This window comes from Marinobacter sp., from assembly GCF_048259445.1.
Classification (GTDB): Bacteria; Pseudomonadota; Gammaproteobacteria; order Pseudomonadales; family Oleiphilaceae; genus Marinobacter.
In genome coordinates this window covers 204,486-219,369 of the sequence record NZ_JBLXHQ010000002.1, presented here as the reverse complement: position 1 = coordinate 219,369, position 14,884 = coordinate 204,486, and the positions used below count along the sequence as shown (strand labels likewise).

The 14,884-nt window shown below is 54.3% G+C and carries 14 protein-coding genes and 1 tRNA gene; 7 read left to right on the top strand and 8 right to left on the bottom strand.

Features of this window, described 5'->3' with window-relative positions:
• Positions 1-63 precede the first annotated feature (63 nt).
• Positions 64-1,788, top strand: coding sequence for a diguanylate cyclase (locus tag ACN0RL_RS02440; protein WP_417513327.1), 1,725 nt, complete (start codon positions 64-66; stop codon positions 1,786-1,788).
• 73 nt (positions 1,789-1,861) lie between these two features.
• Here ACN0RL_RS02440 and ACN0RL_RS02435 read toward each other — a convergent pair.
• The 4 genes from ACN0RL_RS02435 to ACN0RL_RS02420 all read right to left on the bottom strand — a co-directional run bounded on the left by ACN0RL_RS02435 (position 1,862) and on the right by ACN0RL_RS02420 (position 5,698).
• A tRNA-Phe gene (locus tag ACN0RL_RS02435) sits at positions 1,862-1,937 on the bottom strand.
• A gap of 121 nt (positions 1,938-2,058) precedes the next feature.
• Positions 2,059-2,331, bottom strand: coding sequence for an oxidative damage protection protein (locus tag ACN0RL_RS02430; RefSeq protein WP_417513325.1), 273 nt, complete (start codon positions 2,329-2,331; stop codon positions 2,059-2,061).
• Positions 2,332-2,420: 89 nt separating this feature from the next.
• Entirely contained in the window at positions 2,421-3,488 is a 1,068-nt protein-coding gene (mutY, locus tag ACN0RL_RS02425; RefSeq protein ID WP_417513323.1) for an A/G-specific adenine glycosylase, read from the bottom strand.
• Entirely contained in the window at positions 3,485-5,698 is a 2,214-nt protein-coding gene (locus ACN0RL_RS02420; RefSeq protein WP_417513321.1) for an AsmA family protein, read from the bottom strand. Before ACN0RL_RS02420 ends, mutY begins: the two co-directional genes overlap by 4 nt.
• 204 nt (positions 5,699-5,902) lie before the next feature.
• On the opposite strand from ACN0RL_RS02420, the gene ACN0RL_RS02415 reads away from it, so the two are divergent.
• The 5 genes from ACN0RL_RS02415 (at position 5,903) to hisF (ending at position 9,284) form a co-directional block, all read left to right on the top strand.
• Positions 5,903-6,364 (top strand): SRPBCC family protein, encoded by a 462-nt coding sequence (locus ACN0RL_RS02415; protein WP_417513319.1) that lies wholly within the window; start codon positions 5,903-5,905, stop codon positions 6,362-6,364.
• Positions 6,365-6,491: 127 nt separating this feature from the next.
• Entirely contained in the window at positions 6,492-7,085 is a 594-nt protein-coding gene (gene hisB, locus ACN0RL_RS02410; RefSeq protein WP_417513317.1) for an imidazoleglycerol-phosphate dehydratase HisB, read from the top strand.
• Positions 7,086-7,123: 38 nt separating this feature from the next.
• Positions 7,124-7,765: an imidazole glycerol phosphate synthase subunit HisH gene (gene hisH / locus ACN0RL_RS02405; protein WP_417513315.1), complete on the top strand. Its 642-nt coding sequence runs from the start codon at positions 7,124-7,126 to the stop codon at positions 7,763-7,765.
• Positions 7,759-8,496, top strand: a complete 738-nt coding sequence (gene hisA, locus ACN0RL_RS02400) for a 1-(5-phosphoribosyl)-5-[(5-phosphoribosylamino)methylideneamino]imidazole-4-carboxamide isomerase (RefSeq protein WP_417513313.1) — start codon at positions 7,759-7,761, stop codon at positions 8,494-8,496. Before hisH ends, hisA begins: the two co-directional genes overlap by 7 nt.
• A gap of 14 nt (positions 8,497-8,510) precedes the next feature.
• Positions 8,511-9,284, top strand: a complete 774-nt coding sequence (gene hisF / locus ACN0RL_RS02395; RefSeq protein WP_417513311.1) for an imidazole glycerol phosphate synthase subunit HisF — start codon at positions 8,511-8,513, stop codon at positions 9,282-9,284.
• On the opposite strand, the gene ACN0RL_RS02390 is transcribed toward hisF, so the two are convergent.
• From ACN0RL_RS02390 to gpmI, 4 genes are all read right to left on the bottom strand, one after another.
• Complete coding sequence (locus tag ACN0RL_RS02390; RefSeq protein WP_417513309.1) at positions 9,281-10,099, bottom strand: divergent polysaccharide deacetylase family protein; 819 nt, start codon at positions 10,097-10,099, stop codon at positions 9,281-9,283. The genes hisF and ACN0RL_RS02390 overlap by 4 nt on opposite strands.
• The gene (locus ACN0RL_RS02385) at positions 10,096-11,493 is read right to left on the bottom strand and encodes a S41 family peptidase (protein WP_417513307.1); all 1,398 of its coding nucleotides are present in this window, start codon (positions 11,491-11,493) and stop codon (positions 10,096-10,098) included. Before ACN0RL_RS02385 ends, ACN0RL_RS02390 begins: the two co-directional genes overlap by 4 nt.
• Before the next feature lie 105 nt (positions 11,494-11,598).
• Positions 11,599-12,738, bottom strand: coding sequence for a murein hydrolase activator EnvC family protein (locus tag ACN0RL_RS02380; protein WP_417513305.1), 1,140 nt, complete (start codon positions 12,736-12,738; stop codon positions 11,599-11,601).
• A gap of 20 nt (positions 12,739-12,758) precedes the next feature.
• Complete coding sequence (gene gpmI / locus ACN0RL_RS02375; protein ID WP_417513460.1) at positions 12,759-14,306, bottom strand: 2,3-bisphosphoglycerate-independent phosphoglycerate mutase; 1,548 nt, start codon at positions 14,304-14,306, stop codon at positions 12,759-12,761.
• A gap of 159 nt (positions 14,307-14,465) precedes the next feature.
• Here gpmI and ACN0RL_RS02370 point away from each other — a divergent pair, with 159 nt between their 5' ends.
• Positions 14,466-14,882, top strand: coding sequence for a rhodanese-like domain-containing protein (locus tag ACN0RL_RS02370; RefSeq protein WP_417513303.1), 417 nt, complete (start codon positions 14,466-14,468; stop codon positions 14,880-14,882).
• Positions 14,883-14,884 lie beyond the last annotated feature (2 nt).

The window sequence follows — 14,884 nt, the reverse complement described above, 5'->3', positions numbered from 1 at the left end:
GCAAATCCACCGATAAACCGGAGCGGTCGACATCAAGTATTTGCAGGCGCAAGGACACTCCCCATGTCTCTCCCGATGATCCCCCCGGTTGCCCCCGGAGTGGCGCCGGGCAGGATGATCGTTTGCATTCTTCTGTTTTGGGTTGTAAGTATTGCCGCGCACGCAGCGCCAACCCTGGATGTGAGCGGTGACGAGATCCGGTTGACGGACTTTGGCGTCGGGTACTTTGTCGATAACTCGCAGTCTCTGAGTTACGAGGCAGCTCGCAAGGAGACCTTCGAAGCTGCAAACAGCACAGCCACTCTTGGCACTGGAGCATCGGTTACCTGGCACCGGATTGCGCTTTATAACCCTGAGCCTGAGGAAAAGGCTCTGTTTCTGCACATGCCCATGGCCTACCAGGTTCGCTCAATCGATATTTATGAGGAACACTCCGACGGTCTGGAGAGCCAGGCGACAGTTGACCTTAACGATGCCGGCGACAACCCCCTGATGTATCGGGGCACGATCGTATATCCCTTTGCGGTGCCTGCGGGGGAGACCACGGTTATATACGTTCGCAGCCAGCTGTACTCGCACCAATGGTTTGCGGCGGAAATTTACGATGACAAGCACTCGCGAAAGGCTTTGGTGGGTGGGCACCTGGACATCGCCTTGCTGGTAGGGATGATGCTGGCGCTGGTGTTCTACAACGGCCTGCTTTACTTCGCCACCAGCAAGAAAGAAAACATACTTTACTCCCTTTACCTGATTTCTGGCGTCGTCTGGATAGCCTTGTCTTACGGGCTGATTGCTGAGGCGTTCAATATCTATGGAGATGCCGTTTTCATATTGAACCTGTCGGTATTCACCATGCCGATTTTTCTTGTGCTGTTCATGATGGTGATTTTCGAGACCCGCGAGTTCTATGTTACCGAACATAAAATTCTGAATGGATTGCTGGCCTTGCTGGTCGCGGGCTTTTGTTATGGTCTGGTCGATATTGAAGGGGCTTTAATACCCGCAAGCAGCCTGGCGGCGCTGATGATGGTGGTCACTTTTTCGGTAAGCCTCTCGATATTGCGCAAAGGCCACCCCCTGGCAAAATTCTTTCTCGTGGGGCACAGCTTCTTTGTAGTGTTCAACGGATTGGCAGTGCTGTTTTACAAGGGTTTAATCGAGCCCAATTACCTCAACAGCCGTGGTGTCGGGGTCGGCATTGTACTGGAAGCGATAACGCTGGCTTTCATCATTTCATACCGAATCAAAGTGCTGGAGGATATCCGGTCCCAGCAGGATGATCTCAAACGGCAGGCGGCTACTGATCCACTCACCCAGCTTTATAATCGTCGGTATTTCATGACAGAAGGTGAGTGTCTGGTTGAACAGGCCAGAACTATGGGGGAGCAGGTGTCTGTCATTGCTATGGATATCGATCATTTTAAAGTGGTGAACGATAACTACGGACATCATGCCGGAGATCTGGTTTTGCAGGATGTGGCAGGTATTTTCCAGAAATTCAGTCGGGACAGGGATCTGGTTGCCCGTTTTGGCGGCGAGGAGTTTGTGATTCTTTTACCCGGCGCCGACCTTGCAGAAGCCGAGGGCTGTGCTGAGCGTATTCGCCAGGGCGTTGAAAAGCATGTTGTTCAGGCCGGCGATGATGTGGCCATTCGGATTACGGTAAGTCTCGGAGTTGCACAAGTGAATAGCGCTACGGAATCGGTTGAAGATGCCGCGAGTCGGGCCGATAAGGCGCTGTATGAGGCTAAGGCGGGAGGGCGAAATCGCGTGTGCTCGGCGGCTTGAGTGCTGTATTGCGAATAATGGATTTGCAGAAACAACAAAACCCGCACAAGGCGGGTTTCATCTGAATTCTTAATGGTGCCCGGAGGCGGAATCGAACCACCGACACGAGGATTTTCAATCCTCTGCTCTACCAACTGAGCTATCCGGGCAAGTTGCTATACTGCTGTGCAACGGGGCGCTATTAAACCGGTTTCGGTGTGGTGAGTCAAGGCCGGCCCGGAAAAATATCTGAATCTTTTCAGGGTTGATCAGGCTTTGACCAAACCGGTGTTATTGCTCCGGTGGTACGTAGCCTTCGGCTTTGTCGAAAGGCTCGTTATTGAAGAAACGCTCCATCTGCGCCTGCAGGTATTTTCGGGTGTTGGGATCCATCAGGCTGAGATGTTTTTCGTTGATCAGCATGGTTTGCTGATGCTGCCATTCTTCCCAGGCCTGTTTGGATATGTTCTCGAAGATGTCCTGGCCTCTTGCGCCGGGCATGGGTGGAAAATCCAGGCCCGCCAGTTCCTTCTGGTGTCTGCGGCAAAAAACGGTGCGGCTCATGATCGCTCCTGTTGTGATAGGTAAGTGGCTGGATGATAACAGATAGCGCCGGCAGAGCGAGCGGGCGCCGTGTTATTGGAGCAGAGCTGTCAGAGCAGGGTCGTCTGTTCCGGGTTGGTGAGAAGCATGCGGATTGGCGCGGGCAAGCCAAGGGCCAGTGCTTCATGCCTGTGCAGCCATTTCTGTTGGGCATCATCCTTCACGGTGTTCTGCCCGGTTACGTCCAGCCGGGCGGGCTGGATGTGCAGGTGGTAATGAGAAAATGTATGGCGGAAGCCGCTGATCAGCTCCGGTTCTCCGCAGTCAAATCCAAGTTTATGCTCACATGCATCCTGCAGTTCGTCTGCGCCATACGCCGGGTCCAGCTCCGGTAGGCTCCATAGGCCGCCCCAGATACCGCTGGGCGGGCGCCGTTCCAGTAGTATACGGCCTTCCTGATCTTCCAGAATGACCATCCAGGTGGTTTTTTCAGGCTTCGCTTTTTTAGGCTTGGAACCGGGGTAAAGGTTGGTCTCTCCTCTGGCATATGCGGTACAGCCTCGCTGTAAAGGGCACTCGTTACAGGCTGGTCGGCTGCGCGTGCATACCATCGCACCCAGATCCATGATGCCCTGGGTATAGTCCCGGGCACGTTCATCTGGTGTGTGTGTTTCGGCGTGTTCCCAGAGCTTTTTCAGCACGGGCGTTTGCCCGGGCCAGCCTGGAACGGCGTGATAGCGGGCCAGCACCCGTTTCACATTGCCATCAAGAATGGCGGCGCGCTTGCCAAACGCCTGAGCGATGATTGCGGCTGCGGTGGAGCGTCCGATGCCTGTAAGACTTTCCAGCTCCTCCTGTGACTCGGGGAAGGTGCCGCCAAAATCCGCTATAACAGTTCGAGCGGCTTTCTGCAGGTTGCGAGCGCGGGCGTAATAGCCCAGCCCTGACCAGTGGCTGAGCACGTCATCAACCGGCGCCTCTGCGAGGGATTGCACATCCGGGAAGCGTTCCATGAATGCCTGAAAATAGGGGATAACGGTTGCAACCTGGGTTTGCTGAAGCATGATTTCAGAAACCCACACCCTGTAGGCACTGCGGTTGTGGTGCCACGGCAGGTCGTGCCTGCCGTGATTGTCATACCATTCTAGAAGATTTTCAGCGAAGCGGTCTGCTGTCACTTGAACAGGCCTTTAAGGGCGTCTTTTACCTTGTCACCCGAGCCTTCGCCGAGTTTTTCTTCCAGCTTTTCAAGTACTTTTTCTTCGGCTTTGCCTTTTGCTTTGTCGACTTCTTCCTGGGCCTTTTTACGCGCCGCGTTTTCCGCGATTGTTTTCAGTGTGTCGCGGAAGCGGGAACCGTCAAAGGAGCACAGGCTAGCTGCGCCTGCCGAGAAATCACCGCGACACTCGACCGGTATAACAACGTCTTCCACATACTCAGTTACCCGGCAGGCGTTGTCGCGGTGGATTTCGCCAACAATCCGCAGGCCAAGTTCGTAATCAACCAGGGTCTGCTTCATATCAACGGTGCCTTTGCCTTCCAGCTTCATACCGGCGAGGGAGGCGACCAGGTTGGTGTTGTCGAAGACATTACCGTTGATATCGAGGGTGCCGCGCATGTCGTTGAACGGCGTGGTGTCGCCCCAATCGGTGGTCGTCAGCTGATCCTGGTTGACCAGCGCAATGCCTTGGCAGGCCATGCGGGTCAGGTTCATATTACGGAACTGGCCTTCAGCAAGATTGAAGCTGATCTGGCCATCTGCTTTATCCCGCAGAGCCGAAATACGGTTACCGGAGGTTGTCGCGCTGATTTTGAGGTTGGCACCGCCGGAAAGCATCGTGATTTCCGCTACATCAGCCAGCATTGGAAGGGTCTGTACATTGCTTACATCGGAGTCGATTGCCCACTTCGGGGTATCGCTGCGGGCATCGATAGTGGCTTTAGCTCCAAAGCTGCCTTCGTAGAGCTTGCCGCTGAACTCGTCTACCTTCAAAAGGCCTTTGCTTGCAGTTGTGCTGGCTTTGATTTCATTGATGGTCAGGTTGCCGACAATCAGCTCTCCTAACCCGAAGTCGATATCCAGTAGAAGGCTGCGCAGGGTTTCCAGTGGCAGAAGGTCGCCTTCAGGGCTTGCGCTGGCCGTTTGTGCAGGAGCGTCGCTGCCAGCTTCTGCGCTCTCGCCCTCGACTGCTGGTGGCAGGTAGCGATCAACGTTGAGTTTGTCGCCCTGAAGATTGAATACGATGCCGCCGTTGTCGAGGTTATAACTACCGGAGCCTTTGAACGTGGTGTCGTCCAGTTTGATTATGAGATCAGACAAGGCGGGCTTGCCCGCATCACCGCCAATGCTGGTCGAAAACGCGATAGCCTGGAGTACCGCTGCATCGGTTGTTTCAACAGCGGGTTGCCCCAGGTTTTCGAGCAGATCCTTGAGGGAAAACTCTGAGATGGCTAACTTGCCTTGCACGGTTGGCTTGTCGCCGAAGCCTTTAACGTCAAGATTGGTTTCCAGTGTCAGGTTGGCGAGGCTGGCGGTGAAGTCACTCAGAGTCGCTGTTTCGCTTTCCAGATTGGCTTTGGCGGAGCCGCCCAATTTGGCTGTTACGGATTTGCCACCAAAAGCTTCGCCGTTCATTTTGAATTCGGCTTCCAGGCCAGAAACGGCAAAATCGTTCAACGCTTCGTTGGCTGCCAGGCGAGCCTGGATGCTTCCGTCTACCGAAAACTGTGGTTGCGTTGTTTCTACACGAAAGCCAACTTCAAGCGGGAATTCAGAGCCCAACGTAATGTTGCTGGCGTTTACCGTGAAATCCTCAAGCGTCACCTTCTGGCCAGTTTGCAGGTCGCTGTAATGCACCTGCGCATTGCTGATCTGGACGTTCTCGACATTGAAGTTCAGAGGGCTACTGCCGCCTTGATCACCCTCGGTTTCCGCAGTGGCTGGTTGTTCTGGCTCGCTGGCAGCATCCTGTTGGTCCTCCTGCGCGTCACCCTCTGCAGGCTCTGGCATAATACGAGTCCAGTTGCCTTCACCCTGTTCATTAACCGTCAAGCGCGCGTCGAGACCATCCAGAACGAAGGTGCTGACCTGTGGCGACATGGCAATCAGCGACCAGAAGTCGACCTGCGCTACCAGTTGCTTCAGGGCTATCAGGCGTTCGCCATCCAGGGTGGCCTCTACGTCGTTAAGCTCAAGCCCGAGGGGAATGAAAGACCAGCCTATGTCACCTTCCAGAACAAGGTCGAGGTTGGTTTGTTCCTCCACGACTTTTTCGATTTGCGGTTTGTAGTCGTTCGGGTCGATGACGGCCATGGCAATCGCAATCGCGGCAATGGCCAGAACAACAAGTGCAACGATAGCGATCAGCACATAACGTATGGCTTTCATGATTCAGGCTTCCTTTCTTTTTGCGAGAAGTTTTTGCGAGAGCTTTCAGGATTCGGGGCGAATCCGCAGGCTAATAAGTTAAAGGATAACGCAGGGTTAACAAATTAACAGGGCAGGAGTATGACAATGCCGTAGTGTTGGGCCAAAATGCATCCTTTGTTTTCCGACTATATTGATAAGCATAATCATAAAAAGGAGTTCGCTGTGGCTATAACTGTATCGATTGAGTTGAATCGTGAGCTTGAAATTCCGGGCAGCTATGACGAGGTTTTTGCGTTGCTGGCCGATGTACCTCGCTCCGCAAGTCATTTTCCGAAAGTACACAAGCTGACGGATCTGGGTGACAACACCTACCGTTGGGAAATGGAAAAGGTAGGTATCGACAAGCACGCGATCCAGTCCATATACGCAAGCAAGTATTTTTCAGATAAGGATGCCGGCAAGATTACCTGGGAGCCGGTAAAAGGTGAGGGTAATGGCCTGGTGCGCGGGTCCTGGACATTGACCGCAAAAGGCGACAAGGCAACGGCCGCGAAATTTCAGACCAGCGCCCAGCTCACGCTGCCACTGCCGGGCTTGCTGAAGCTTGCTATCAGCCCGGTTATCAAACATGAATTCAACGGCCTGGTGGATACGTATATGAAGAATCTGAAGAAGGCCTTCTGATTTTATTGTCACAAGACTGACTATCGCGTCGATTAAGCCGGTTATGGGACTCCTGAAGGCATAAAAGGTATAATCCCGGGATAAAGTTTTCCGGCGTTGTGCCACCTAAATCTGCTACGGAGTCCCCATGGCCGAACGTAAGGCTCGGGTAGAACGAAATACCCTTGAAACCCAGATCAGCGTTGAAATCAATCTCGACGGCACCGGTAAGTCCAGTTTTGATACCGGTGTGCCGTTTCTCGAACACATGATGGAGCAGATTTCCCGTCATGGTATGGTCGATCTGACCATCGTCTCCAAAGGCGATCTGCACATTGATGACCACCACACGGTGGAAGATATCGGTATTACCCTTGGCCAGGCCTTCAAGCAGGCTGTCGGTAACAAAGAGGGTATCCGCCGTTACGGTCATGCCTATGTTCCTCTGGATGAGGCCCTCTCGCGCGTGGTGATTGATCTTTCTGGCCGTCCGGGCCTGATTATGGAAGTGCCCTACACCCGCAGCACGGTGGGTGGCTTCGACGTAGACCTGTTTGAGGAATTTTTTCGCGGATTTATCAACCATGCCATGGTGACCATGCATATTGATAATCTGAGGGGTAAAAACACGCACCACCAGATCGAAACCGTGTTCAAGGCTTTTGGCCGCGCCTTGCGTGTTGCCATTGAAATGGATGAGCGCATGGCAGGTATTACACCCTCGACCAAAGGCCTGCTCTAAGCCGCTGCTCCCAGCCACCAAAGGACACGTTACTAACGATGAAAACCGTTGCCATCATCGATTACGGCATGGGGAATCTTCACTCTGCCCGTAAGGCGGTAGAGCATGTAGCCCCGGATACCAGAGTTCTGGTAACCGATAATGCAGATCATATCCGCGAAGCTGACCGGGTGATTCTGCCCGGCGTTGGTGCCATACGAGACTGTATGGCTGAGATCCGTCGCTTGGGCGTAGACAAACTGGTGCGGGAAGTTTCCCGCGACCGCCCGTTTCTGGGTATTTGTGTGGGCATGCAGGCGCTTATGTCCCGTAGCGAAGAGAACGGGGGCGTCGACTGCATTAATCTGTTTCCTTCCGAAGTGCGCTTTTTTGGCGAGAACCTGGTTGAAAACGGAGAACGCCTGAAGGTGCCTCATATGGGGTGGAACGAGGTTCATCACGCCATGGAACATCCTCTGTGGCAGGACATTCCCGACGGTGATCGGTTTTACTTTGTGCACAGCTACTACGCTGAGGCGGAAGGTAATGCAGACATCGCAGGGCGCAGCCATTATGGCGTTGATCTGGCAGCCGCGGTAGCTCGTGATAACATTTTTGCTGTGCAGTTTCACCCGGAGAAAAGTGCCAGGGCGGGGCTGCAACTTCTCAAGAACTTTACTGACTGGAACGGAACATGCTGATTATTCCCGCCATTGATCTCAAAGATGGAAAGTGCGTGCGGTTACGCCAGGGCCGGATGGAAGATTCCACCGTTTTTGGTGGTGATCCGGTTGATATGGCCACGCGTTGGGTAGAGGCCGGTGCCCGCCGGCTGCACCTTGTGGATCTGAATGGCGCGTTTGCAGGCGAGCCGGTTAACGGAGAAATTGTTAAGGCCATTGCCCGCAAATACCCGGATTTGCCGATTCAGATCGGTGGCGGCATTCGTTCGGCAGAAACTATTGAGGCTTATCTCAAAGCCGGTGTGCAGTGGGTTATCATCGGCACCAAAGCCGTCAAAGAGCCTGAGTTTGTGACCGAAATGTGCAAGCGTTTTCCGGGCCATATCATTGTCGGGCTGGACGCCAAAGACGGCCGCGTTGCTACAGATGGCTGGGCTGAAGTATCTGAAGTGATGGCCGTCGATCTTGCAAAACGTTTTGCCAGCGATGGCGTTGAGGCGATTGTTTACACCGACATAAACCGCGACGGCATGATGCAGGGTGTAAACGTTGAAGCCACTGCCGCGCTGGCAGAAGAGGGTGGCATTCCTGTTATAGCGTCCGGTGGTGTAACCAATATGGATGATCTCAGGCGTTTGGCGCCGGTCGCTCACAAAGGCATCATCGGTGCTATCACCGGCCGTGCTATTTATGAGGGGACTCTGGATGTTGCAGAAGCCCAGGCATTCTGTGACACCCTGAAAGGCTGAGGAAGGAAAATTCAATGGCACTGGCGAAGCGCATTATTCCCTGTCTGGATGTGGACAAAGGGCGTGTAGTAAAAGGCGTGAACTTCGTGGACATCCGCGATGCCGGCGATCCTGTGGAAGTAGCCCGCCGTTACAACGAGCAGGGTGCCGATGAGATCACCTTTCTGGATATCACTGCAAGCCATGAAAGCCGTGACACGACCTATGAGACAGTGGAGCGTATGGCAGCGGAAGTCTTCATTCCGCTGACGGTCGGCGGCGGTGTTCGCACCGTGGATGATATCCGTAAGCTGTTGAACGCCGGCGCAGACAAGGTTGCCATCAACACGGCTGCGGTGTTCAACCCGGAGTTTGTGCGTGAAGCCGCTGATCGATTTGGCAGCCAGTGCATTGTCGTGGCTATTGATGCCAAGCAGGTCAGTGCGGAAGGCGAGGAGCTTCGCTGGGAGATTTTCACCCATGGTGGCCGTAAGCCAACAGGTCTGGATGCGGTGGAGTGGGCGCGCAAGATGGTAGAGATGGGTGCCGGCGAGTTGTTGCTGACAAGTATGGACAGAGATGGCACCAAGATCGGCTTTGATCTGGGTCTGACCCGTGCTGTAAGCGATGCCGTGATCGTTCCTGTGATTGCTTCAGGTGGTGTGGGTGAACTGCAGCATCTGGCGGACGGTGTAACAAAGGGTGGCGCAGACGCTGTGCTGGCAGCGTCTATTTTTCACTTTGGTGAGCATACGATTCCCGAGGCCAAGGCCTTCATGAAAGCTCAGGGAATCGAAGTCCGGGATTAGTCCTTTTTAGCGAAAGCAGGCCGAATGGTCTGCTTTTCCCCTTCTGCAAACATTCTCTGGTTGTTGTTGCGAATAGCCCAGAGCCCGCTTACTGTGGCAATGGCTATGCCTTGCTCATCCAGTAATGGAAGATGCTTTTCAAGATAGTCGACGGTCACCGTGTGTGGGTGGCCGATGCCGACTGCGCTGCCATTTTCCTTTGCCCGCCGGATCAATTCCCTGAACTGACGGTCTACAAACTCTTCCGTTTGCTCATGATCCAGAAACACGTCACGTGTCATGGTAGGGATCTGATAAGCCTCAGCAACATCACCTGCAACCGATGACGCAATGGTTCGGCTATCAACAAAATAAACCGGATAGCGATGTAGCTCTTTCATTACCCAGTCCATGGGCCTTGGCTTTTGGGTCAGCAGACTTCCCATGTGATTATTTACCCCCTGCACATAGGGGATGGACTGCAGGGCGCGGCGCAAGGTCGTTGTCAGGCTCTGTTCATCCATGTCCGACGTTAACCCGCCAGGGCCAAGACCAAAATTCCGGGTGTTGGCCATGGGGGCATGCAGCATGATCTCTTTATCGCGACCATGTGCCAGGCGGGCAAGAGCGTCCGTGTGCCGCCGATAGGGCAGGAAAGCCAGGGTCAGTGGTTGGTCCAGGTTGGCGAGGCGCTCACCTTCGTGCAGGTTATGCCCCATATCATCAATGATGATGGCGATGGTGGGCAGGACATCATTTGTTGCCGGTTCGGCAGATGCCGCGCCGGCGACGAGGTTTGCCAGGGCCGCCAGGGCCAGGATCAAGGGTGCTTTCACTGTGCTGCGTCCGCTCCCTTATTATCGAGAATGTTAAGACCTTTCAGAAGGTTGAGTGCTGAACGCAGTTGGTAGTCTCGGTCGATGATGGAGCCTACCTGGTTCTCGGGTTTCTGGTCTTTGTTGCCACCCTCCGTGTCTTCATCCTGGCCAATCAGGTGGCCGCTCAGATCCGCTTCGGTAAAGAATGGGCGGCTATCCAGTTCCTTGAGCTCCGCAGGTCGCACTTCTATATCCGGTTTGATGCCGGTGGCCTGTATAGAGCGACCATCGGGGGTGTAATAACGTGCTGTTGTCATTTTGATGGCGTGGGTTTCGTCCAGAGGAATCACTGTCTGAACGCTGCCCTTGCCAAAAGACTGGGTGCCCATGATGACGGCCCGTTTGTGATCCTGCAGGGCGCCTGCAAGGATTTCTGATGCAGACGCTGAACCTCCGTTGATCAGAACAACAATGGGTGTGCCGGCCATGATGTCGCCGTCTTTGGCGCTGAAACGAAGGCGCGAACTCTGAATCCTGCCTTCGGTATACACAATCAGTCCTTCATCCAGCAATGCGTCTGCCGTTGCAACAGCAGCCTGTAATACGCCACCCGGGTTATTGCGAAGGTCGAGCACCAGTCCGTCGAGAGTGCCGCCATGATCTTCCTTGAGCCCTTCCAGGGCTTTAGTGAATTGTCCGCCGGTCTCTGCCTGGAACTGGGTCAGGCGCACATAACCATAACCGTTTTCAATCATGCGGCTCTTAACGCTGGTGACCTTGATCACATCGCGCTCAACATCTATTTCTACGGGGGCGTTCTCACCCTCACGCATGATGGTCAGCGTGAGTATGGTGCCAGGCTTGCCGCGCATCAGCTGTACAGCTTCTTCGAGGCTCATGCCTTTTACGGGTTTCTCATCAAGTTTGATGATCAGGTCGCCCGCCTGAACACCGGCCTGCTGGGCAGGTGTGTCGTCAATCGGGGCGATAACCTTTACAAAGCCGTTTTCCATACCAACTTCTATGCCCAGGCCGCCAAATTCGCCGGAGGTGCTTTCTTCCAGCTTTTCGTAGTCCTGCGGTGCGAGATAGGTCGAGTGTGGGTCCAGATCCGAGAGCATGCCCTTGATGGCACTTTCCAGTAGCTGTCTGTCGTCTACTTCTTCAACATAGGCTGCCTTGATGCGACTGAAGACCTCGGTGAATTTGCGCAGATCGTCCAGAGGCAATTGCTTTTCCGGATCGGGCAGGGTGATTTCAACACGCTCACCGTCCTGAATGCCTTCCAGAACCCTTGTGTTGTCTGAAGGGTCGTCCTGGGCGAGGGCCAGTCCGGGAAAGGTAATGAAACAGGCGGCAAGTATGGCAGAGCGCAAAGGTAAGGCTTGGAGTGTTCTTTGGACCCGTCTCATTCACATATCCCGTGGTTATTCCGGTAGTTGAGCAGAAAGTTGGGCAGAATTCCCTGTTCCCGACAGTATGGCGTCAGCGGGCGCATTTGTCAGCCCTGCTGCTATTCACTTGCCCAGCCAGCGCCCCGGATTATCGGGTTTTCCGTTATGGCGCACCTCAAAATAGAGCGCCGGGCTCTCTGAACCGCCCGTGCGGCCGGCCAATGCAATGGCCTCTCCGGCGGCAACCCAGTCGCCAGGGCTGGTAAACAGGCTGCTGCTGTGGCCATAGAGTGTCATGTAGCCATCGCCGTGATCAATGATTGTTATAAGCCCGAAGCCTCGAAGCCAGTTTGCGAAAACAACCCTGCCATAGTGAATGGCTTTTACTTGCGCTTCTTCGCTGGTCTGGATGAGCAGGCCATTTCTGCTTAGCTTGCCGTCTGCATATTTTTCGCCAAACCGACTGATGACCTTTCCTTGTGCTGGCCAGGGCAGTTTGTTTCTGAGGGATGAGAAAGGCTGCGACTCGTTTGGGGACGGAATGCTGGCAATGGCCTGTTGTACTTCTGAAAGCAGTTTTTCCAAACGCTTGCGGTCAGATTCAAGCTCAACTTTTTCGCTACGGCGATTGCGGATGTCCTGGTCCAGGGCCGCCAGAGTTTTCTGACGTTCCTGGCGGGATGCTTGCAGTTCCTGCTGGCGCTTAACGACACCTTCCTCGGTTTTTGCAAGTTCAGCGCGGGTACTTTGGACGGCAGCTTGCGTAGATTTCAGTTCCTGCAAATTTTTGTGGAAGGCTTCCAGGCGCCCGACGGTGTCGCGGCTGAGGTATTCATAGTAGGTCATGGTCCGGGCAATGTTGTCCGGATTGATTTCGTTGAGCAGAACTTTTACAGCGGGCGCGTCACCTTCCATCCAGGCGGTGCGGATCTGTTTTTTCAGACTTTCGCGCTGACGTTCCAGTGTTTGTGTGAGCTCGCTCTCCTCACCCCGGAGCTCGTTGAGACGCAGTTGCTGTGTTTTTACCTGCTCGCGCAGAGTCCGACGTTCCCGTGTCAGGCGGCTGATCGTACGTTCGGTCGCAGCAAGCTGTCGCTCCAGAGCGGAGCGATCGTTCTCGGCATCTGCCAGCCAGTCATCAATGTCCTCGATGCGTTCCTTGAGGGCTTCAATCTGGGCTGGTGTAACCTCTTGCTCGGATGCTGCCGGCGCTGCACTCAGTAAAAACGTGAGTGCGAGCGCCAGTAGTGCAGTCAGACGCAAGGGTAAAGCCTGCTTTTGAATCAACCGATCTGAACCAGGCTGTGCCCGGTCATTTCTTTCGGTTGTTCCAGGCCCATCAACGTCAGCAGCGAAGGTGCCACATCACTCAGGCTACCGTCTTGCTTGAGACTTATGTTACGGCTACCTGTGTACACCAGTGGCACAGGACCAATAGTATGTGCGGTATGGGCCTGCCCCGAATCTGGATCGGCCATCTGCTCGCAGTTACCGTGGTCGGCAGTAATGAGTGCTTCTCCGCCTACTTCGTCCAGAGCCTCAACGACTCGCCGCACACATTCGTCAAGACATTCTGCCGCCTTGATAGCAGCGTCCAGTTTGCCGGTATGGCCGACCATGTCACCGTTGGCGTAGTTACACACCACCAGATCATATTTACCGCTCTTGATGGCTTCCACCAGTTTGTCCGTGACTTCCGGCGCGCTCATCTCCGGTTGCAGGTCGTAAGTGGCCACCTTGGGAGAGGGCACAAGAATTCTGTCCTCTCCGGCAAAGGGTGTTTCCAGCCCACCATTAAAAAAGAAGGTTACGTGTGCGTACTTCTCGGTTTCTGAAATACGCAGCTGTGTTTTACCAAGCCCGGCGATGTACTCGCCCAGGCCGTTAACCAACTGCTCTGGCGGGTAGGCGCATGAGGTTTTGATATCTGCCGCATACTCGGTGAGCATCACAAAGTCGGCAAGTTTCGGGTGCTTGCGGCGTTCGAATCCGTCGAAATCCTCGTCTACAAAGGCGCGAGTCATTTCTCTGGCACGGTCAGCGCGGAAATTCATAAACAATACCGCGTCGCCATCATTGATTGTAGCTGCGGGCTCGCTGGCACTCTGGATTCGGGTAGGCTTTACAAATTCATCGTTTTCGCCACGCTCATAAGCCTGCTCGAGGCCGGAGACAGGGTCGGTTGCTGTAAACTCGGAATCGCCCGTCGTCATCAGGTTATAGGCGCTTTCAACCCGGTCCCAGCGGTTATCCCTGTCCATCGCGAAATAGCGGCCAACAATGGAGGCTACCCGGCCCACTCCCAGGCTTTCGAGTTTTGCTGCGGCCTTCTCCAGAGAGGGCCGCGCGCTGCGGGGCGGCATGTCGCGGCCATCAAGAAATGCGTGAACATACACTTCCTTCGCGCCTCTTGACGCCGCAAGCTCAGCGGCTGCAAGCACGTGGTCTTCATGGCAGTGAACTCCGCCCGGCGACAACAATCCCATCAGATGAACGGCACCGCCATTGGCTATGGCTTTGTCGATTGCGGAGCACAGGACGTTGTTTTCATTAAATTCACCAGTCTCCAGATCTTTATCAATGCGGGTAAGGCTTTGATAAACTACTCGCCCCGCGCCGATGTTCATATGCCCGACTTCCGAGTTGCCCATCTGGCCCTGAGGCAGCCCTACGAACATGCCTGAAGTGTTGATTAGCGCCTTTGGGCGGGACTGCCAGAGCTTGTCCCAGAAGGGTGTTTTGGCGTTGCTGATGGCGTTGTCATCGGCGGGGTCACGATGGCCCCAGCCGTCAAGAATAATCAATGCTGTCGGCTTGCGCTGTGCTGTCATCATTCAATCCGGAAGTAAAATGTTAGTAAGTTTACGAAACTAATAGTCGAGTTTATCTATTTTCGCACTTCGAGGCCACAGTCGTCACCTGTCGGGTTACCTTCTGTCTGGGGAGCAGGCTGTGTATAATCCCGCCAAACTCATTGTCAGGGTAACCTCATGGATCGGTTGTTTGAATTTGTCGTTAACCACTACATTCTCGCGTCGCTTTTTGTGGCTTTTCTGGTTGCTATCCTGATTCTGGAATCCCGTCGCGGGGGCGCCAAAATTTCCGCCCAGGGCGCGGTCAGTCTGATCAACCGTGATGAGGCTGTGGTTGTTGATATACGTGATCGCAAAGAGTTTGATGAGGGCCGTATTACCGGCTCGATCAATATCCCTCTGAATAGTCTGAAAAGTCGCGCTGCTGAATTGAAAAAGCACAAAGACAAGCAGATTATCGTAGCGGACAAGATGGGCCAGCATTCCGCCATGGCGGTTAAACAGCTCAACGCTGAAGGTTACGCTAACGTGGTGCGCCTCAATGGCGGGGTCAGTGACTGGAAAGCCAGCAACTTGCCGCTGGTGAAAAAGTAAAG

Bases quoted from the DNA above. Each gene is read 5' to 3' on its own strand.
- hisF (WP_417513311.1), top strand. From the start codon at position 8,511: ATGGCACTGGCGAAGCGCATTATTCCCTGTCTGGATGTGGACAAAGGG.
- ACN0RL_RS02370 (WP_417513303.1), top strand. From the start codon at position 14,466: ATGGATCGGTTGTTTGAATTTGTCGTTAACCACTACATTCTCGCGTCG.
- hisB (WP_417513317.1), top strand. From the start codon at position 6,492: ATGGCCGAACGTAAGGCTCGGGTAGAACGAAATACCCTTGAAACCCAG.
- ACN0RL_RS02430 (WP_417513325.1), bottom strand. From the start codon at position 2,331: ATGAGCCGCACCGTTTTTTGCCGCAGACACCAGAAGGAACTGGCGGGC.
- hisH (WP_417513315.1), top strand. From the start codon at position 7,124: ATGAAAACCGTTGCCATCATCGATTACGGCATGGGGAATCTTCACTCT.
- ACN0RL_RS02440 (WP_417513327.1), top strand. From the start codon at position 64: ATGTCTCTCCCGATGATCCCCCCGGTTGCCCCCGGAGTGGCGCCGGGC.
- ACN0RL_RS02420 (WP_417513321.1), bottom strand. From the start codon at position 5,698: ATGAAAGCCATACGTTATGTGCTGATCGCTATCGTTGCACTTGTTGTT.
- gpmI (WP_417513460.1), bottom strand. From the start codon at position 14,306: ATGACAGCACAGCGCAAGCCGACAGCATTGATTATTCTTGACGGCTGG.
- ACN0RL_RS02385 (WP_417513307.1), bottom strand. From the start codon at position 11,493: ATGAGACGGGTCCAAAGAACACTCCAAGCCTTACCTTTGCGCTCTGCC.
- hisA (WP_417513313.1), top strand. From the start codon at position 7,759: ATGCTGATTATTCCCGCCATTGATCTCAAAGATGGAAAGTGCGTGCGG.